Source organism: Pseudomonas sp. JY-Q (genome assembly GCF_001655295.1).
Classification (GTDB): Bacteria; Pseudomonadota; Gammaproteobacteria; order Pseudomonadales; family Pseudomonadaceae; genus Aquipseudomonas; species Aquipseudomonas alloputida.
Genome location: NZ_CP011525.1, coordinates 4,727,334 through 4,745,914 on the forward strand (window position 1 = coordinate 4,727,334; position 18,581 = coordinate 4,745,914).

An 18,581-nucleotide genomic window follows, 5' to 3' on the forward strand; every position below is an offset into this window, starting at 1 on the left:
TCAGTTATGCGAGAATCCCCGCAACACCTGATCCGAGCCGCCCATGAGCCAGATGAGCTTTTCCGACTTTGAGTACGCCGGCAAGCGCAAGCAAACCCGCCGAGAGCGCTTCCTCGCCGAAATGGATCAGGTGGTGCCCTGGGCAGGCCTGCTGGAGCTGATCGAACCGTTCTACCCCAAGGCCGGCGGCGGTAGAAAACCCTATCCTCTGGAAACCATGCTGCGCATCCATCTGTTGCAGAACTGGTTCTCCCTGAGCGACCCGGCCATGGAGGAAGCGCTCTACGAAATCACGCCCATGCGCCAGTTCGCACGCCTGACGCTGAGCGCGCCAATCCCCGAAGACACCACGATCATGAACTTCCGGCACTTGCTGGAGAAGCATCAGCTCGCACCGGCAATCCTTGCGGTCATCAATGGTTATCTGCAGGAAAAAGGCCTGTCGCTGCGCCAAGGCACCATCGTCGATGCCACCATTATTCATGCCCCCAGCTCGACCAAAAATAAAGAAGGCAAGCGTGATCCCGAGATGCACCAGACCAAGAAAGGCGGTCAGTATTTCTTCGGGATGAAGGCGCACATCGGTGCCGATGTCGAGTCCGGCCTGGTGCATCACGTCCATGGCACCGCTGCCAATGTGGCCGATGTCACGCAGGTGGCTGAACTGCTGCATGGCGAAGAAAACGCCGTGTATGCAGATGCCGGTTACACCGGTGTCGAAAGGCGCGAAGAGCATGAAAATCGGGGGGTGATCTGGCAGATTGCAGCGCGTCGCAGCACCTATTCCAAGCTGAACCAGCGCAGCGTACTGTACAAAGCCAAGCGCAAGATCGAGTTCTGCAAGGCTCAGACACGGGCCAAGGTCGAGCATCCGTTTCGCGTGATCAAGCGGCAGTTTGGTTACGTGAAAATACGTTTTCGTGGGCTGATGAAAAACACGGCTCAGTTGACCACGCTGTTCGCCCTGGCAAACCTGTGGAGGGTTCGAAAACAGCTCATGGGTATGGGTGAGGTTCGCGTTTAACACGGAGAACCGGTCGAAAAAGCTCTCCGTACATGATTTTTCGGTCACTTTTCGTCCAATGACGCTGTAGGTGCCTGGAAAATTGCAACTTGCCGCGGCTGCACGACAAGTTGATCGGAGCATCCCTAGATAAGGTTGCAAGAGGATCACCTGAGGGATTTTTCTTTCCTAGCAAAGAGTTAGTTACGGCGAGATCTTTTGCCACTTGTAGTGATGATTTAAGTTTGGCGCTTATTTCGGTCGCTTTGGATTTTGCAAGATTGGTGAGTTCCGCCTGAGCCTTGTCCGCAGCCAAAATGTTTGTAGCCTTTTTAATCTCCTCGGTATTGGTTTTGCCAAACAAAAAACTTAAGCCTAACAACGTTGCTATAATTAACACCATTGCCACTCCCGACTGAGCGACAAAAAAAGTCTGAACTGATCTAAACTTTATCACCCTTCACCCCCGCACCTTTATGGTAGCCATCGCTTATGTTAGCTGATCACTTCTTCTACAAATCATTACCTATCGGATACGGAATTTTTTTGTCGACACCGAAGAACAAGGAGTAACCTCTATAGCAATGTAGATGAACCCATTAAAATAAATAGGCAATCCATTCTTACGATAGACTCTACAGAGCAATAGAACCGCAATCGAAGCACCAACCATCCAAGTCTAAAGCTTTGAAATAACCACTTGTGAAGGAGACCAGAAGCGAGAAGTTCCGACGCCATCAACTGTTTATCTATAGCAAACGCCTGTAAAAATTGGTCATTCAAATCATTGTGATTCAGATACGTTTTAATCGCTAAGAACTGACGGGGCCTGCTGTATTGAATACGTTGCCGTTGATAGAAACAATGCACATTATAACTTTCGCTCGTTTGCAGTGCGCGTGTTGTCGCGAGCGGTTGAAAAGACTTAAACTAGAGTAAGTTACACCACAAACCGGTCCCGCAAGATTCCTTCTGTCGCTATGTCGATCAACCACCGATTAATTTCATCAACAGAATATCGCCAGTAAGCTCCTGCCTCTGCTTATCCGCCAAGGCACGTTTAGATGACTCTCTAATCGCCGTCAACGCCTCATTCTTGGGTAGATCCAGTAGGCTGCAAAAATAACGGCTGCGACTAAACGAAAGGCATCTATAAAGCCAGCCTGTTGAGGTAAGTCGTAGGCAAGTGCAACTGACGCAGAACGGAGCGCTCTCATTTGCGATTATGCCAAAGCAACCTCGACCAGGGATCTCGGAACGCTGCGTAGTGGCAACCGTCGTACCTGCTAATGGTGCGAAGAAATGCCTCTGCGATACAAGAGCAAGGATCTTTTGCATACCAATGAATTGCTGCGAAAAGGACTCGCAATCGCTCGCTAGATGCCCCATCCGTATTAGCTCGATAAAACGTAGCCCAGCTCCCAGGGCGAGGCAGAAGTCAAGCAGAATTTGCTCGTAGTTATGTCCACGCATAGGGACAATGTTAATCTTTAACTGCAGTCCAGCGCCGAGTGCCTTTTCGATGCCACTGAGCACCTCACTCAAATCCCCTCCACGGGCGATACGACGAAAGTCTCGTGGATTGAGGGTCTCCAGCGAGACGTTGATGCGCTTAATTGCGGCGTCGCGCAACATGCCAACCTTACGAGACAGTAATTGATCATTATTGGTCAGTGACACGCCCTCAAAGTCAAGAGACCCGAGTGCCACTTCCAAGCGATCAAACAGCGGACTGATCGAAGGCTTACCCCCAGCGAGACGCAAGGTACGTAGGTCATGAACCTGCTTAAGGTACTCCACTGCTGTCAAAAATTTTTCAAGCGGCAGAGCACCGTTTTCAGAACGCAAGCGCACGCAATTGCAGGCACTGATCGAACTTAGCTGGAGGCTGCGAAATCGCCTGCCTCGTATATCTACAATCCGATAGGAAGCCTCAGAGCTCATCGCGCGGCCGTGCCCGGTATACGCGAATAATATCGGCCATCGCAGCCAACGCAATTTCAGCAGGGGTCTTGCTACCCAGCGCCAAACCAACAGGCATATGCAAGCGGGCGATATCCGCCTCACTCAACCCCCCAGAGCGTCGCAGTCGCTGAGCTCGGACTGCTGAAGTGCGTACAGATCCCATAACACCGATATAAAATGCTGGCGTACGTACCGCTTCGATAATGGCAAGGTCGTCAATACGGGGGTCGTGGGTTAATGCCACGACGGCTGTGGCTTGATGACAACCGTTGGCAGCAATGAATTGTGAGGGCAGTTGTTTGCGAACCTCAATGCCAGACACGTTGAAACCTATGTGAGCCTCCTCTCGCGGATCACAGACTATAACCTCAAAACCTAGAGTACGCGCAAAGTCTGCGCAGACCACAGAAACAGGCGAGATACCGGCAATTATAAGACGAATAGATGGACCGAATCGGATCTGCAGAGACATACCATCCGGCCCCTCAATCACGCGAGGACCCAAACCAACATCCTCACTCAAGTGTACTTTACCGTCGCGCAAATCAACGTGGCGAGTCACGCGGAGCTGCCCTCGCAAAGTTGCAAGTAAACACTCCATTTGAGACCAACTTTCAGGGACAGCCGAAAAACGCTCCACCAAAACTTTGAGGATGCCGCCACATGGCAGTGATATCCGTGGACCTTGTGGTCCTGAAGAGTCACCATAGCGCAGAATAGTTGTTGGATGATTAAACTCACCAGCTTGAAGTCGCTCGATAAAATCTTCTTCGACACAACCACCCGACAAGGAACCAATATGCCCGCCATCTCGCCGCGCGACTAACATCGATCCGGGTTCGCGCGGTGACGAGCCAAAAGTACCCAAGACAGTGCACAGCCACACAACCTCCCCCGCAAGAGACCAAGCTAACGCATGCTCAATAACCTGTAGATCAATATGCTGCATAGCTCTGCGCCCCATCTTACTAAATTACCAGTTCGATACTCACCCTACCTCTCCGCGGGAAGACATGTGCTAACAATCAAATATTTAAGCAACATGAAACGGCAACGACGCTCGCAACGCGGCAACACAGCTGCCACCACCTCGACCAGATAACGCACGCAATAGGATGATAAATATGCGCCAATAACTTACTGCACCTACGCCTGACGGTATCAGCAATGTTGTTAGATAGCGCAATCAATGCATCTTTTAATGTTTATGTTTTATCCTCTAGATAAATCTTACCAAAACCTTAATATACCATTTCCTATAAAATCTCTCATCAACCGGAAAGAATCGATATTAATAACTATTGGTATCTGATAACCACTATGACAGACCATGAGAATCTCGAATTGACAATAGATGTCATTTACATTGACTCTACGCGCCAATTAACTGCTACTTATCCTTTTATGCACAGACGCACTCATCTTAAACACTCAAGCTAGATGATATCGGCATCACCGGTACACCGATTCTGCTAAATTACAGGAACCATAACGGGCGCTGCACTGGATCCCCCCCGGGGAGATCGTCACTCCTCAAACTCTACTCGCAACGGCAGTCACCAGATTTAGGGCATGATCACGAAACTCTTGCGCACGGTTTCGCGGATATCCCAGACGCCGTGACAGTTCACAGGAAACAACAATGCGTCACCCACGTGACGTTCAATGGCTGGCCTCCGCCCGGATGAAAATGCAATGACTGGCAATAAAATGACTAAACTCACGCGCCAGCACCTTGCAAAGCCAGCGCTTAGGGATGCTCCGATCAACTTGTCGTGCAGCCGCGGCAAGTTGCAATTTTCCAGGCACCTACAGCGTCATTGGACGAAAAGTGACCGAAAAATCATGTACGGAGAGCTTTTTCGACCGGTTCTCCGTGTTAAACGCGAACCTCACCCATACCCATGAGCTGTTTTCGAACCCTCCACAGGTTTGCCAGGGCGAACAGCGTGGTCAACTGAGCCGTGTTTTTCATCAGCCCACGAAAACGTATTTTCACGTAACCAAACTGCCGCTTGATCACGCGAAACGGATGCTCGACCTTGGCCCGTGTCTGAGCCTTGCAGAACTCGATCTTGCGCTTGGCTTTGTACAGTACGCTGCGCTGGTTCAGCTTGGAATAGGTGCTGCGACGCGCTGCAATCTGCCAGATCACCCCCCGATTTTCATGCTCTTCGCGCCTTTCGACACCGGTGTAACCGGCATCTGCATACACGGCGTTTTCTTCGCCATGCAGCAGTTCAGCCACCTGCGTGACATCGGCCACATTGGCAGCGGTGCCATGGACGTGATGCACCAGGCCGGACTCGACATCGGCACCGATGTGCGCCTTCATCCCGAAGAAATACTGACCGCCTTTCTTGGTCTGGTGCATCTCGGGATCACGCTTGCCTTCTTTATTTTTGGTCGAGCTGGGGGCATGAATAATGGTGGCATCGACGATGGTGCCTTGGCGCAGCGACAGGCCTTTTTCCTGCAGATAACCATTGATGACCGCAAGGATTGCCGGTGCGAGCTGATGCTTCTCCAGCAAGTGCCGGAAGTTCATGATCGTGGTGTCTTCGGGGATTGGCGCGCTCAGCGTCAGGCGTGCGAACTGGCGCATGGGCGTGATTTCGTAGAGCGCTTCCTCCATGGCCGGGTCGCTCAGGGAGAACCAGTTCTGCAACAGATGGATGCGCAGCATGGTTTCCAGAGGATAGGGTTTTCTACCGCCGCCGGCCTTGGGGTAGAACGGTTCGATCAGCTCCAGCAGGCCTGCCCAGGGCACCACCTGATCCATTTCGGCGAGGAAGCGCTCTCGGCGGGTTTGCTTGCGCTTGCCGGCGTACTCAAAGTCGGAAAAGCTCATCTGGCTCATGGGCGGCTCGGATCAGGTGTTGCGGGGATTCTCGCATAACTGAAGGCTTGTTCGGAGATTCCTTAGGCGATCACTCCCAGATACCGGCCTGCAGGCCGACTGGCCCCTCTCCAGCATGGGTGTCGGTGCTCATCACAGGTTTGTCGATGGTCACTTACCGGGCCAGCGACAGGAAGGACCAAATCGGCGGTACTCGCTAATACAATCGGTTGCAGCATGACCCTTTCTTTATTCTAACGATTCTTGTCTTCCAGCCCCGCCGACTCCAGGCCAGCGACCGCAGGGTCCAGTCGAACGAGGCTGCGACTGTCCGCTTCTGCCGCCTCCTTGCGCTGCATTGCGCACCATCAATCCGCCGGCAGGGTGGAAACAGTTTCGGTTTACGACCGACCAATCCGCAGTGGCCTCACTCACCTCCAGCCCTAGCGCCAGGCTGGCGAGAATGCGTCCGCCCAGACGGCTCGGCCCCACGCCATTGCCGCTCCAACCAATGCCGTACTCTATGTTCGTCGCTCCCTTCAGGTGACCAACCACCGGAAGGCTATCGAACGTTCGATCGACGGGACCGCACCACGAATGAGTGATCGTCACGTTACTGAGATGCGTATAAGGACGTCGAAAATCCTGTTTGATGTCTTGGCTGAGTTGAATATTATCGTCGTAGCTAGCATATATCCGGCTGCCGTAGCCGATCATCCGGGTGCCTTTACCGAACGCAATTCACCCGTCCTGGGTGGTGCGGTAGTAATCGACCATCAGTTGCGAATCGGTAATGGCCTCCTCGCCTATCCAGCCAATCGCTTCCAAACTTTCGGGAATAGGCGCGATATCGATTATCGTTCCAGTTACTGGCAAGACGGTGCGGCGTAGCGCAGGGGATCGCCGCCGCCAACACGTTGTTCTCCAGCACGACGTTCTAAGTTGTGAGCTGTCCTCTTGTTACCTGCAGCACGGCAGGCTCGCCACGCTCCAGACCAATTAAGGCGTGTTCGCGAAATCTTTGCACCATGCTCCAGCGCCACACGGCGTAGCCCGCGTACCAACCGCGCCGGGCGCGCGGTGGCATTACTGATTTCCAACACGCCTTCCAGATGCATTGGCGAGTGCGACGGGCGATTTCGCGGTTGGACAAGGGCATGGACAGGGCTTCGCCGAGTCGCTGGCAGGTCTGCAAAACGTCCTTCATGCACCCCGCAGGGCATCGCTGGTAGCCGTTGACGACCAGCCAGCCCGTCGGAAGTGAGCGTATATCCCATGGGCCTCGCAGAACTCCTCGATTTCACCAATGGCCGCAGCCGAGCCGCGTGCCAGGCGCACCGCTTCGCCTTCGCTGTTGCCGCTGAGCGAGAACTGACCCAGTAAAGGCTTTTCTGCCGACTGAAAACTGACCCAGGTGTTCAACTGCTCCTGCTCACTTTCCGTGTATGAGAATACGGGGTGATCAGCATGGGAAATGTTGGAAAAAACCCGGCGGATGTACTTCCGCGGCGGGCTCTCGCTGCACTAGATAGCCAAGCGTACCGGGTTGTCGAGAAACACTATCCGAAAATGGATCAAAGCGCCCGAAGCTACTCGGCCAGCGTACCAGCGGTGCTCGACCTTCAACAACCTCAGCCCTTTCCACGACACGTTGGAACAGATGCTGACAGTCGATTCGTTCGGAGCAAAGCACAATCGCAGAAGTGCGAAAGCACTTTTTGAGCAGGTCAACACCGAGGGTTATGAAGGCTGCTATAGGCAGCTCACGGAGTTTGTAAGCTCTTGGCGAGGTGAGCAAGGCAAGTCTTTACGAGCTATTAGCACCGCTGACGTTTGCGCTCGGTGAAGCCTTTCAATTTGACTGGAGCGAAGAAGGGCTGCTGATCGGTGGTCTGTTTCAAAGAAACCAGGTCTCCCACATGAAGCTGTGCGCCAATCGCGCATTCCGGTTGGTTGCGTACCCGCCAAGGTCACGAGATGCTGGTCGATGCCCATATACGCTCGTTCGGAGCGTTAGGTGGCGTGCCGCGTCGCGGCATCTACGACAACCTGAAAACGGTTGACGATGACGTCTATAAAGGCAAGGGCCGCATAGTCAATGCTCGGTTTTCCGGGATACCCGCGCACTACCTGTTCGATCCGGATTTCTGCAACGTAGTCTCTGGATGGGAAAAGGGCATTGTCGAAAATAACGTTTAAGACGGTCGCCGGCGCATTTGGCTTGACACTCAAAACTGCATGCTCCACACCTTTGAGGAACTGAGTGCCTGGCTCGGCCCACGCTGTCGTGCGCCCTAGAAAGAGCTGCTGCATCCGCATTACAACGGGCTGACGGTGGCGGAAGTTTTGGAGCTGGAGCGCGTCGAAATGATGCCGATGCCGACCGCCTTTGATGGCTTCGTAGAGCGCACCGTGAGGGTCTCCAGCACCTGCCTCATCAGTGTCGCACGAAATCGCCACTCGGTGTCTTGTGAGCAAGTCGGCCAGTGAGTGAGCAGCCGTCTTTACACATCCCGGATCGTGGTCATCGCCGATGACATGATGATCGCCAGCCACGAGCGTCTCTTTGATCGAGATCAGGTCAGTTTTGACTGGCAGCATTACATCCCACTCATCGAGCGCAGCCGGGTGCACTGCGCAATGGCGCACCGTTTACCTATCTGCCCCAGCCGTTGCGGCTTTTAAAACGGGACCTGAGACTTCATAGCAACGGTGAACGAATCATGACGCAGGTGCACACTGCCGCGCCCATCGCCGGTCTCGATCCGGTGCTAGTAGCGTAGAACTGGTGCTTGACTCGGGAAGTCTGAGCGCCGATCACATCTTAAATGTTCTCGTCCGGCTCACCGCTACTGCACAGCCGCCTTCCGTAGAAACCAGCCTGCAACTCAGGGTGGGTCCCGTTGCCAACACGGCCCGATCTGACCAATTCCGTACAACAGATGAGGAGAGCCGCAATGCGTGATTGATGGCAGAACTTAAAGAACTGCGTCTACGTGGCATAGCTCAAGCTTGGGAAGAGTTGGCGGCGAAGGGAGAAGCTTCGACGGCATCCTCGAAATGGCTGCTTGAGCATCTACTCCAACAGGAGCAGGCAGATCGCGCCGTGCGCTCTGTGAATCATCAGATGAACGTGCCAAAGCTTCCCATGTACCTTGATTTAGCTAACTTTGACTTCAGCGTTTCTAGGGATGATTGTCTTTCTGGTCAAGGAGTTATCCTACCAGAAGGTTAGGGAGCCAGCGTAAAAATGTGGTCTTCATCGGCCGGCCTTGAACAAGGAAAAGACACCTGACCAGTGCCTTGGTTGTGTCAGGAAAAACGACGCATAAGAACGAGTAGGGTTCTTCTCCACGGTGGTTCTGGTCAATCTGCTGGAGCGTCAAAAGTAAGATGGTAAGGCAGGCCGAATCGCCCAGAAGCTACTTCGCACAAACCTGATGATACTCGATGAGCTTGGGTACTTGCCTTCAGCCAAAATGGTGGCGCATTGTTATTTCACCTGCTTTCCAAGCTGTACGAACACACCAGCGTGGTCATCACCACCAACTCAATTTCTCGGAATGGTCGAGTGTGTTGGCTGACGCCAAGATGACCACAGCGTTACTGGACCAGCTTACACACCACTGCTACATCGTCCAAACGCGCAACGAGCCCTACCGCCTACAACACAGCACCTTGGCAGACCAGACAAAGTTCAAATCGCGTGAACGAAAGCGCAAGAATGCAGAGGATATCGAGGACGACGCACCGTTCTGACCGGCACCATAAATACCCTGCTGCATGCCTACATGCGGTCGGGCTTGATCAGCCTTCAAGCGGAACACGACTGCTAAGCTTATCCACAATTGTTGGGGCAAAAATCAGCAATCCGCCCCGGGTCATTTTTCAATCGGCAGTGTGGGTCAGCTTTCAATCACCGCCTACAGTGTATGCTCCCTAGAGGAGGCTATTGCCTATAGGCCAATGATGCCGATTTTGGTCTGGATGCGACGATCTTTACCTCGAGCCTCGAATCGGCCACGCGTGCGGCCACTGAGATCGACAGGGGCCATGTATGGATCATACGACCCGATCAAAGACAATGTCGCAGCTCCATTTAGGGGTAGAAAAATATCCGGGTTGGGGTGTGAATTAGGTCAGGACGGTATTCATCCCTATACTGACGTAAGACACGTGCATATGCAGTTTAAGCCCACAGAACAAATCGGGTAGTACCCGTACACCCGTCCGGATTTGATCGATAAGCGACTGCGTCGCGTGATCCTTCATACGACGCGCTCACTCCTCCGGTCATACCACCTGCGGACTTATTGACATGGCGGCCACATTCATTAACGCTTCAATCTTACTGCCCGCATTGTAACTCCGATTGCTCCATATGTCAGATCATCAGTAAAGAGACACAGTGTAACTTAGAATCAAACGATTTTCGTCAAAGTCATTTGCGAAGTTGTTACGTACTGTAGCGTTGCGCCATTTCAACATGAGGTTCTTCAAAGGCCCTTGCTGGACAACATAAACTATATCCATATTCCGTTCCCACTCCTTCCCCTCAGCAAGCCCTGTGCCTTGGTCGATGTTAGTACCTCTGATATACCGAGTCATAAATGTCAGGCCCGGTACTCCAACGGAAGCAAAATCGAAATCGTAGCGCGCTTGCCAAGAAAACTCATCTTTACTTGCAAAGTCACCTATCTGAACGTAGTTCACCAAAAAAGCACCTGCACCATTGAGATAGGCGTAGCCAGTGTCCCCACTCATCCTTTGATAACCCAAACCAAGAATGTGACCGCTCAGCGAGTAGGAAAGCATTGCACCGAAAGCCCTATTATCAACATTGCTCCCGCCGTCATCAGTCGAATATGCATAACGAAGATCGGACTTCAGTGACTGATTGGAGGCAATAGGAAGTACGTAGGTCATGTTGATAATATGCTGTTTATAAAGTTTTTCTAGCTCTCCATAGTTGTATGCAGTTGTGAGACCACTATGCCATTTGTAAGACACACCACCAAAACTGAAGTCTTCCCCCTGATTGCCGTTACTACCAAATTTGAAGTTACGCCTACCCCCAACAGAATTTAGACTCAAGTCCTGGAAGTCGCTAGAGTCCTGTTGATTGACCTTTCTAATTTGACCCACATCGAAATTTAGCCCCGCTATTTCCTGGGAGTTAACGTGCCCCCCAAGGAAATTCTGAGGTAAAAGGCGGGAGTCATTTGCAGTTACGGTCGGCAGCCGAGGCATCAAGCCGCCGAGTTTGACCGCTGTTTTGGAAATTTTCGCTTTCAACGTGACGGTTGTCTCTGAATATCCACCAGGACCATCGTCTCCGAATTTACTGGGCAGCAAGTTAGTGCCGGCCCGCTCGTCTGAAGAGTCAAGTTTTAAACCGAGACCAGCATAAGCATCCAAACCGAAGCCGACGGCTCCAGAGGTATATCCGGATTCCGCCTTGAGGATAAATCCCTGCGCCCATTCTTCGCGTTTTGATTGCTGTGCATCCATAGTATCATGCAGATCACGATTAAAGTAAAAGTTGCGCGCTTCGACACTAGCTTTGCTATCTTTTATTAGTTCAGCGCTGGCAATCTGACTTGTAATCAAACCCGGAGTACAGATAGATGTTACGAGTGCCATAGAGTAAGTTTTCATTATTGTTTTCTCCAGAATTATCAGCAGTAAATCAGAGCAAAGAAGTTTAAACAGCTAATTATCATGCAAGCATCGAATCACTTCCATTCACTCAACAACGCCTCCGCTACGACCGCACCCGAAGACCATATCAAACGAATTGAGGAGAGCTGAGGTGAATTGGCGTGGGAGACGCTTATTCATATAAAAAGCACGAAACACCGCATGATACTTCTCTACAACTTCAATATTTCAGAGCATTAAATTATTAACAACCGAAATAGAGAACAAGACACGCCACCAAGCACCACACCCTTTCCTCATAGAGAATAGCGAAACCCTTATGCAAACTGGACTCCATCATTAATCGACACAAAGAGCTTAGTCAAAGAAACTGCCAGGCAACTTGTTTATATTTAAATAAGTGCAAGATAGAACCGAGTGCACCGCCCCATCCTGACTCATCACCATTTCGTACGGGACAGCAACTTAAGTCATTTCAGCACAAGTCACTATTAGTTAACGTCCCGCAAATCAATACCCTTAGTTTCGCGCCAAGTCGCGACGACAGCAGCAGCCACCAGAACTATTGTGATTACGTAAATGTTAAATACCCACCCGCGATCTGATCCAGAAAGCCAAGAGTTTAGATAAGGTGCAGTACCTCCGAAAACCGCTACCCCGATAGACAATGCCCCCCCCATAACACGTGCTCGATATCGAGTGGGAATTTGCTCAGTTATGGTGGCTGGCATTGTTCCCCCTATGCAAGCCACAAGCGCCAACATCCCGCCTTGTGCAACGAATAGCGTCCAGCCCTGATTCGTGATCATGGCCATCGCTGGGAAGGTCAATAACGCAACAGCTACGAAGTAAAACAGGGTGACTGGCTTACGTCCCACGCGGTCAGATACATATCCCCAAAATGGCACCCCGACGATATAGACCACCTGGGCAAGTACTGTAGCCACGAAGGCGTCACCGGGATCCATACCTCGCTGGGTGATGGCAATGACTACTGCATAGCCTGTCCAGATATAAAACGGAATACCCACTCCCGCTTGATAGAAAAAAATTCCAAGTGAACGCTGGAGTATCTTCTTATTTGACCACTCGACCACCCTGGCAGCCCCTGGGCTTACAGGATCAGACTTCTTGGCATAATCTTCTAGGACTTCACTTTCAATCATATTCCTTCGTAAAAAAAGGACAATTACGGTTAGCGTAGCTCCTAAATAGAAGGGGATACGCCAACCCCACATGCTCATATCTTCAGGGGATATAATGTGAGTAAGAAAAGCGCCTACCAATGAAGCCAAGAGACTACCCATACCAGCGAAAAAATACATACTACTGGACCATAAGCCACGCCGCCCTTTAGGTGCAATTTCAGCCAGGTAGGTGTAAGAAGCTGTAGCCTCACCCCCGTGTGCAAAGCCCTGGAGCAATCTGGCAGATAAAATAATAAACGACGCAACACCCCCAATTGATGCATACGATGGTGCAACTGCGATGACAAGGCTGCCGATCCCCATAAGCAGCATCGAGATAAGGAGCACCGCTTTGCGGCCTCGAGAATCCGAAAGGGTGCCAAATACAATCCCGCCTAGCGGCCGTGAAATAAACCCGACAGCGAATATAGCCAACGTTCCTAATAGCGCTGAGGCGGGATCTCTAGGATCAAACATAGCTTTTGCGATATAGGACGCGAAAATCGCGTAAATTGTCCAATCAAACCACTCCAGACAATTTCCAAGACCGGTCGCTATCATCGAGCGCTTCCGTAACACACTCCCGAGTTTATAATCGAACTCAGACCCACCGCTATTCAGTGTAGTTGTAACAGTCATGATGCTGCTCCGCTTCTTATTGGTATTGGTTTCACAGAAATTTTTTTAGATATTTAGATACCATACCTCCTGCTAAATAGATTTAATCTTCCATAAAATCTACAGAGATTGGTCACTTAGAGTCATTTCTTTTGAAAAGCCCCGCGAACCACGACTTAATGACCGGCCAGATTAGTGATTTCAGCCCTACAGGAAGGTTTTGATTATCTCCTAATGTTCCTTCACGTAAAAGCTGCTCGAGGTTCTCTCCAAACATAATTGCTAGACGCCTAACGGTTTCTGTGACAATTCCACCCCGCCCAAACTGTGCGAGTGCACCTGTTAGTTTCCATGCAAGCCCCACATCAATTATCGAGCCTGTTGAGCCGTCTGTTTTGACAGTCCAGGTAATTCGCCCAGTTACTGTGGAACCAGTTAACGCGTCTCGTCCACCTGCGGTCATCAATCCCTGACGGTTATCATCATCAATTTCATAAGTTCCGGAGCCTGTAAATTGGGCTCTAATAGGACCTAGTGCCATGTGCATCTTACCAGTCACCTCATGATGATCTAAGCTAACTACCTCCGCTCCTGGAATGCAGCTAGCTGCTGTCCTCAAATCTCGCATGACTGCCCAAGCATCATCGGGCGACAGGTCTACCTTTACACTTTGTAGAATCGCATTAGGAAAATCGTCGGAATTGCCATGCGGTTTCGTCTCTGATTGCGGTTGACGTAATGGCTGTTGCTCTGTCAACACCCCAGCTTGAACAATCTCGGGTTCAGAAAGTGTGGCAGGCCCTGCGCTACCGGTTGGTTCTTTTCCTAAACCAACTGCACGAATAGCATCAACAATTCCCGTATAGCCAGTACAGCGGCAAAGGTTACCTGCCAGCTCCATTCGGATCTGCGGCTCCTGAATTTCTCCTAATCTTAGAACCATATCGCGAGCGGTTATTAGCATGCCGGATGTGCAAAAACCACATTGTAACGCATGGTTATCTCGGAACCCCGCCCTCATGCTCTGCATAGTCGGGTCATCGTTGAAACCTTCAATCGTAGTAATCTCTACGTTTTCACAATCTACAGCAAAGGCGATACAGGATCGTTGAGGGGTGCCATCGATAAGAATGGTACAAGCCCCGCACACCCCTTGATCGCACCCAATGTGGGTCCCTGTCAGGCGGAACTTTTCCCGGATGACATCCGCCAGTACATCGCGAGAAGAAACACGCGCGACACACTTTTGACCGTTCACCTTCAATGTAATAGAACGAGTTTCCTGGTCAGATACATCTAGGATATTTATCATCGAGAGAAAGCCTCCAATCGGGCCAATGCCCTTTCGATCATTGTCAAATGAAAACTCAAACTATCAGGTTGAGCGTCAGGTAAACTCGCCCGAATTTCTCGCTGTGCGATACTTAGTATTTCGGTATAATCCTCCGTCGCCAATGCTGAGGATGCCTCTCTTAAAAAGAGAGGCGGACCATCAGTTCCACCAATGAATATACGGTAAATTTTATTACTCGGATCAACAACAATAGCGCAGATCGATTTGGCAAATTCACCTGCTTTGTGGCAGAACTTAACATAAGCCCATCGGGCCTCAACCGAAAGACAAGGTAGTTCTACTGATACCAGTATTTCGTCAACTCCGAGCGCACTTACAAATGGTGCAATCATGAAATTTTCAATAGGAATCTCGCGCTTGCCACTAATACCCTCGACATGGCACCGGGCACCAAGCGCGCTTAAACTACTAAGCCAATCGGCGGCAGGGTCAGCATGACATAGCGACCCGCCTACTGTACCCCGGTTCCGTATTGCACGGTATGCAATACCTTTCGCAACATATGGGAGATAGCCGCATGTCACATCCTTAATTTTACAGTCTTCAATATCTGCATGGGTTGTCGCTGCCCCTACATGAATTGAAGTTTTACTTTCTACAACCGATAACAGCTCTGGCAGCTTTCGGAGGGATACCAAAGCATTTGGGCGAGCCAGCCGTAGGTTCATCATTGGAACCAACGATTGCCCCCCTGCAATTGGTTTCGCTAATCCACCGGAGGCACTAAGGTACTTAATGGCCTCCGCAATCGAGTTAGCCTTTTCATAGACAAATACGGCAGGCCTCATTATCGATCTCCAGCAGCGGTGATTGCCGCTAATATGCGCGACGGACTCATTGGAAGCATACGAAGCGTTGCACCAAGCGGCGATAACGCGTCATTAACTGCGTTGGCAAGAGCAGCAGCGGCTGGGATGGTACCGGACTCTCCGGCCCCTTTTATCCCGAAACTCGTGTGAGGAGATAGATTCGCCATGTGATCTAATTTAAAACGTGGCACCTCCGCAGCGCCCGGAAGAAGGTAGTCGAGAAGCGTCGAGGCAAGAGGTTGGCCATTCTCATCATATGGACTTTCCTCGTACAATGCTGTTCCAATGCCCTGAGCAGCACCACCAATTGTCTGTCCGTCCACGATCATCGGATTAATGCGCTGTCCACAATCTTCTACAATTATATAATCGAGAATACTAACGTGCCCAGTTTCCGTATCGACGCTAACTTTCACAGCATGAGTTCCGTACGCAAAAATACCACTATCTACGGGCACCTTATAACCGTCAGTCACTTCCAAACTGGTGATTGCCTGAGTCAACTGAGGGATTAGATAAGGCCTGTTATAAAAAATATCAGTAATTTCTTCAAAAGCGATGCTTTTAGCTCCCAATGCGGCAACACCGTCGTTTAACTGCACTTCGTCTGGATCCCCGCCGCCCAAGAGCGCTGCTGCTAGTGTACGAATTTTAAGTGTCAAAATTTTGGAAGCCGCATCTATAGCACCTGCACCGATCACAGCAGAGCGAGATGTGAACGAACCTACGGAATGGGGTGTACACTCCGTGTCACCCAGACAAATCCGAATCTTATCCAGGCTAAATCCGGTCGTTGTGGCCGCCACTTGAGCTAGAGCAGTTTCGAGTCCTTGGCCGAAACTTTGCAAGCCAATGTTTACTTTCAATGTTCCATCGGGCCCCACTTTCAACGTTACTTGATCAAACCCAGGAACCACAGGCATTCCCCATGATGCGAAGAAACCTGCACCGTTGGCAGTCTGTTCATAAAATGTCGCGAAACCGATACCCGTGAGGGCTCGTGTGGGTTTTATGCCTGAGCGCGATCGCTCGAGCCTGAACTCGTCGAACCCGATAAGTTGCCTAGCACGACGCAAGCTCTTGCCGTAATCGCCTACGTCAAACATTTTTCCAGTGACATCCTTATAGGGCATTGCGCTGGGCGGCACTAAATTTAACGCTCTAACGTCGCAAGGCTCACGTCCGACGGCATTGGCAACCGCATCAATGAGTGATTCTATTGCGAAGCAGGTCCCCACTCGCGCAATACCGCGGTAAGGACAAAAACTCGGTTTATTTGTAGCGACTACACTTACCCGTGATTGATAATGGGTAATCTGATAGGGACCTGGCAAATTGCTTCTAGCAGAGTATCCTTCTAAAACGGCAGTAAAAGGCCAAGCGGAATACGCGCCGTTGTCGATAAATATGTCAGCGTCCAGCCCGATTAGGCGCCCCTCTGGTGTCGCATAACCAGTTAACTTGTACTTCGCTTGTCTCGTACAGGCCCCTGCTACTAAATGCTCACGCCTATCCTCAACCCAGCGAAAAGGCGATTTATGGGTCAGAGCTAACCATGCGACTGCGATTTCCTCTGGAAGAAGTTGAAGCTTGTAGCCGAACCCCCCCCCAATATCGGGTGGAGCAACCCGAATTTTCGATTCAGAAATTCCTAGAAACTGGGCCATACCAGTGCGAATAGGGTGCGGAATTTGGGTTGACATTATCAAAACTAATTGATCAGCTTCAAAATCCCAATATGCAACTATACCTCGACCTTCGAGCGGATGTATTGTCTGACGGGAGAGTTCAAGTTCTACATCTACGACAATAGGCGCTTCCTCCGTTATGGAAGAAAAATCAACCTCAGTTACCATATGAACAAAGCGATTATCCGTCCACCCCTCGTGCAATAAAGGCGCTCCTATAGAAAGCGCATCTGCAATTGTCGTCACTGCTTTTGACTCGTCTATATCAAGCAGTACGGAATCAACCAGATCTTCAGCTCTAGCACGGTTTGATGCCACGCATAGAGCGACAGGCTCACCCACAAAACGCACGCGATCTGCCGCTAGCACTGGACACTCGCTGTGCTGAAAACCCGGCGTAGTGACAGGTGTAGTAATGGGCCTTACGCCAACAAGATCTGCATGAGTGAATACTTGGTTCTCGGCCCCCTCGGGCTTACCAATCCCGCGAATAGTGCCGTGCGCAACTGGGCTTCGGACGAAGGCAACCTCAAGCATTCCAGGTAGCTTTATGTCCGCGACGAAGCGCCCTCGACCGTGAAGATGACGTTCATCCTCTCTTCTAGTCACTCTGGATCCAACGAAGTTTGTCATCTGGGCTAAATCTCCTGCAATGCAATGAAGCTCATTGGGGCATCCAAGCCTGAGGACCCCCATTTATTATATGTACGACGGTATAATTAGTGCCGTAATCTGTCAAGCACTGACCAGATCCGCCACTGCCGACCTTCCCTCAACTCAAGACGTGGCGGGATGGGACTGGGTGGGATGCCGTGGAACACTCGACTTCAACCACCCTAGGGAATCTCCGAACAAGCCTTCAGTTATGCGAGAATCCCCGCAACACCTGATCCGAGCCGCCCATGAGCCAGATGAGCTTTTCCGACTTTGAGTACGCCGGCAAGCGCAAGCAAACCCGCCGAGAGCGCTTCCTCGCCGAAATGGATCAGGTGGTGCCCTGGGCAGGCCTGCTGGAGCTGATCGAACCGTTCTACCCCAAGGCCGGCGGCGGTAGAAAACCCTATCCTCTGGAAACCATGCTGCGCATCCATCTGTTGCAGAACTGGTTCTCCCTGAGCGACCCGGCCATGGAGGAAGCGCTCTACGAAATCACGCCCATGCGCCAGTTCGCACGCCTGACGCTGAGCGCGCCAATCCCCGAAGACACCACGATCATGAACTTCCGGCACTTGCTGGAGAAGCATCAGCTCGCACCGGCAATCCTTGCGGTCATCAATGGTTATCTGCAGGAAAAAGGCCTGTCGCTGCGCCAAGGCACCATCGTCGATGCCACCATTATTCATGCCCCCAGCTCGACCAAAAATAAAGAAGGCAAGCGTGATCCCGAGATGCACCAGACCAAGAAAGGCGGTCAGTATTTCTTCGGGAGTGCGACCTGAAAGTCGCATGGGTTTCTG

General features: G+C 51.2%; 13 protein-coding genes and 4 pseudogenes. 6 read left to right on the forward strand and 11 right to left on the reverse strand.

What is annotated here, in order from left to right; translation table 11 throughout:
- The first annotated feature begins 43 nt into the window (after positions 1-43).
- Complete coding sequence (locus AA098_RS21365; RefSeq protein WP_003117291.1) at positions 44-1,024, forward strand: IS5-like element ISPa41 family transposase; 981 nt, start codon at positions 44-46, stop codon at positions 1,022-1,024.
- On the opposite strand, the gene AA098_RS29315 is transcribed toward AA098_RS21365, so the two are convergent.
- The 5 genes from AA098_RS29315 to AA098_RS30275 form a co-directional block, all read right to left on the reverse strand.
- Entirely contained in the window at positions 996-1,406 is a 411-nt protein-coding gene (locus AA098_RS29315) for a hypothetical protein (RefSeq protein WP_156747529.1), read from the reverse strand. The genes AA098_RS21365 and AA098_RS29315 overlap by 29 nt on opposite strands.
- A 584-nt stretch (positions 1,407-1,990) precedes the next feature.
- Positions 1,991-2,857, reverse strand: a complete 867-nt coding sequence (locus tag AA098_RS21370) for a radical SAM protein (protein WP_256544961.1) — start codon at positions 2,855-2,857, stop codon at positions 1,991-1,993.
- A 79-nt stretch (positions 2,858-2,936) separates the two neighbouring features.
- Positions 2,937-3,917, reverse strand: a complete 981-nt coding sequence (locus tag AA098_RS28780) for an XdhC family protein (protein ID WP_046816056.1) — start codon at positions 3,915-3,917, stop codon at positions 2,937-2,939.
- Between the two features lie 930 nt (positions 3,918-4,847).
- Positions 4,848-5,828 carry an IS5-like element ISPa41 family transposase gene (locus AA098_RS21380; RefSeq protein ID WP_003117291.1) on the reverse strand — a complete coding sequence of 327 codons (981 nt, stop codon included), beginning with the start codon at positions 5,826-5,828 and terminating at the stop codon, positions 4,848-4,850.
- 228 nt (positions 5,829-6,056) lie between these two features.
- On the reverse strand, positions 6,057-6,524 hold the full coding sequence (locus AA098_RS30275; protein WP_327127016.1) for an FAD-dependent oxidoreductase: 468 nt from the start codon (positions 6,522-6,524) through the stop codon (positions 6,057-6,059).
- Between AA098_RS30275 and AA098_RS29320 the strand changes: the two genes are divergently transcribed.
- Positions 6,405-6,698, forward strand: coding sequence for a hypothetical protein (locus AA098_RS29320; protein ID WP_135846678.1), 294 nt, complete (start codon positions 6,405-6,407; stop codon positions 6,696-6,698). The genes AA098_RS30275 and AA098_RS29320 overlap by 120 nt on opposite strands.
- Before the next feature lie 312 nt (positions 6,699-7,010).
- Here the strand turns inward: AA098_RS29320 and AA098_RS29325 are convergent, their stop codons facing one another.
- The gene (locus tag AA098_RS29325) at positions 7,011-7,229 is read right to left on the reverse strand and encodes a hypothetical protein (RefSeq protein ID WP_052760631.1); all 219 of its coding nucleotides are present in this window, start codon (positions 7,227-7,229) and stop codon (positions 7,011-7,013) included.
- Between the two features lie 106 nt (positions 7,230-7,335).
- On the opposite strand from AA098_RS29325, the pseudogene istA reads away from it, so the two are divergent.
- The 3 pseudogenes from istA to AA098_RS30285 form a co-directional block, all read left to right on the forward strand.
- Positions 7,336-8,772 (forward strand): annotated as a pseudogene (gene istA / locus AA098_RS28785) (IS21 family transposase).
- 3 nt (positions 8,773-8,775) lie between these two features.
- A pseudogene (gene istB / locus AA098_RS30280) lies at positions 8,776-9,566 on the forward strand (IS21-like element helper ATPase IstB).
- Between the two features lie 215 nt (positions 9,567-9,781).
- Positions 9,782-9,910: pseudogene (locus AA098_RS30285) on the forward strand (hypothetical protein); the annotation flags it as partial.
- 289 nt (positions 9,911-10,199) lie between these two features.
- Here the strand turns inward: AA098_RS30285 and AA098_RS21400 are convergent.
- The 5 genes from AA098_RS21400 to AA098_RS21410 all read right to left on the reverse strand — a co-directional run bounded on the left by AA098_RS21400 (position 10,200) and on the right by AA098_RS21410 (position 17,820).
- Positions 10,200-11,465 carry an OprD family porin gene (locus AA098_RS21400; protein WP_064614984.1) on the reverse strand — a complete coding sequence of 422 codons (1,266 nt, stop codon included), beginning with the start codon at positions 11,463-11,465 and terminating at the stop codon, positions 10,200-10,202.
- Positions 11,466-11,959: 494 nt separating this feature from the next.
- Positions 11,960-13,294 (reverse strand): MFS transporter, encoded by a 1,335-nt coding sequence (locus AA098_RS21405; protein ID WP_013973875.1) that lies wholly within the window; start codon positions 13,292-13,294, stop codon positions 11,960-11,962.
- Positions 13,295-13,406: 112 nt separating this feature from the next.
- Positions 13,407-14,585 carry a 2Fe-2S iron-sulfur cluster-binding protein gene (locus AA098_RS28790; RefSeq protein ID WP_082916918.1) on the reverse strand — a complete coding sequence of 393 codons (1,179 nt, stop codon included), beginning with the start codon at positions 14,583-14,585 and terminating at the stop codon, positions 13,407-13,409.
- Positions 14,582-15,415: a xanthine dehydrogenase family protein subunit M gene (locus AA098_RS28795; protein WP_080956996.1), complete on the reverse strand. Its 834-nt coding sequence runs from the start codon at positions 15,413-15,415 to the stop codon at positions 14,582-14,584. The genes AA098_RS28790 and AA098_RS28795 overlap by 4 nt, the downstream gene beginning before the upstream one ends.
- The gene (locus AA098_RS21410; RefSeq protein ID WP_080956995.1) at positions 15,415-17,820 is read right to left on the reverse strand and encodes a xanthine dehydrogenase family protein molybdopterin-binding subunit; all 2,406 of its coding nucleotides are present in this window, start codon (positions 17,818-17,820) and stop codon (positions 15,415-15,417) included. Before AA098_RS21410 ends, AA098_RS28795 begins: the two co-directional genes overlap by 1 nt.
- Positions 17,821-18,026: 206 nt before the next feature.
- On the opposite strand from AA098_RS21410, the pseudogene AA098_RS21415 reads away from it, so the two are divergent.
- A pseudogene (locus tag AA098_RS21415) lies at positions 18,027-18,551 on the forward strand (IS5-like element ISPa41 family transposase); the annotation flags it as partial.
- Between the last annotated feature and the right edge of the window lie 30 nt (positions 18,552-18,581).

Excerpts from the sequence above, each read along its gene's own strand:
- AA098_RS29315 (WP_156747529.1), bottom strand. The coding sequence starts at position 1,406 with ATGGTGTTAATTATAGCAACGTTGTTAGGCTTAAGTTTTTTGTTTGGC.
- AA098_RS21380 (WP_003117291.1), bottom strand. The coding sequence starts at position 5,828 with ATGAGCCAGATGAGCTTTTCCGACTTTGAGTACGCCGGCAAGCGCAAG.
- AA098_RS30275 (WP_327127016.1), bottom strand. The coding sequence starts at position 6,524 with ATGATCGGCTACGGCAGCCGGATATATGCTAGCTACGACGATAATATT.
- AA098_RS28790 (WP_082916918.1), bottom strand. The coding sequence starts at position 14,585 with ATGATAAATATCCTAGATGTATCTGACCAGGAAACTCGTTCTATTACA.
- AA098_RS21365 (WP_003117291.1), top strand. The coding sequence starts at position 44 with ATGAGCCAGATGAGCTTTTCCGACTTTGAGTACGCCGGCAAGCGCAAG.
- AA098_RS21400 (WP_064614984.1), bottom strand. The coding sequence starts at position 11,465 with ATGAAAACTTACTCTATGGCACTCGTAACATCTATCTGTACTCCGGGT.
- AA098_RS28780 (WP_046816056.1), bottom strand. The coding sequence starts at position 3,917 with ATGCAGCATATTGATCTACAGGTTATTGAGCATGCGTTAGCTTGGTCT.
- AA098_RS21405 (WP_013973875.1), bottom strand. The coding sequence starts at position 13,294 with ATGACTGTTACAACTACACTGAATAGCGGTGGGTCTGAGTTCGATTAT.
- AA098_RS21410 (WP_080956995.1), bottom strand. The coding sequence starts at position 17,820 with ATGGGGGTCCTCAGGCTTGGATGCCCCAATGAGCTTCATTGCATTGCA.
- AA098_RS29320 (WP_135846678.1), top strand. The coding sequence starts at position 6,405 with ATGAGTGATCGTCACGTTACTGAGATGCGTATAAGGACGTCGAAAATC.
- AA098_RS28795 (WP_080956996.1), bottom strand. The coding sequence starts at position 15,415 with ATGAGGCCTGCCGTATTTGTCTATGAAAAGGCTAACTCGATTGCGGAG.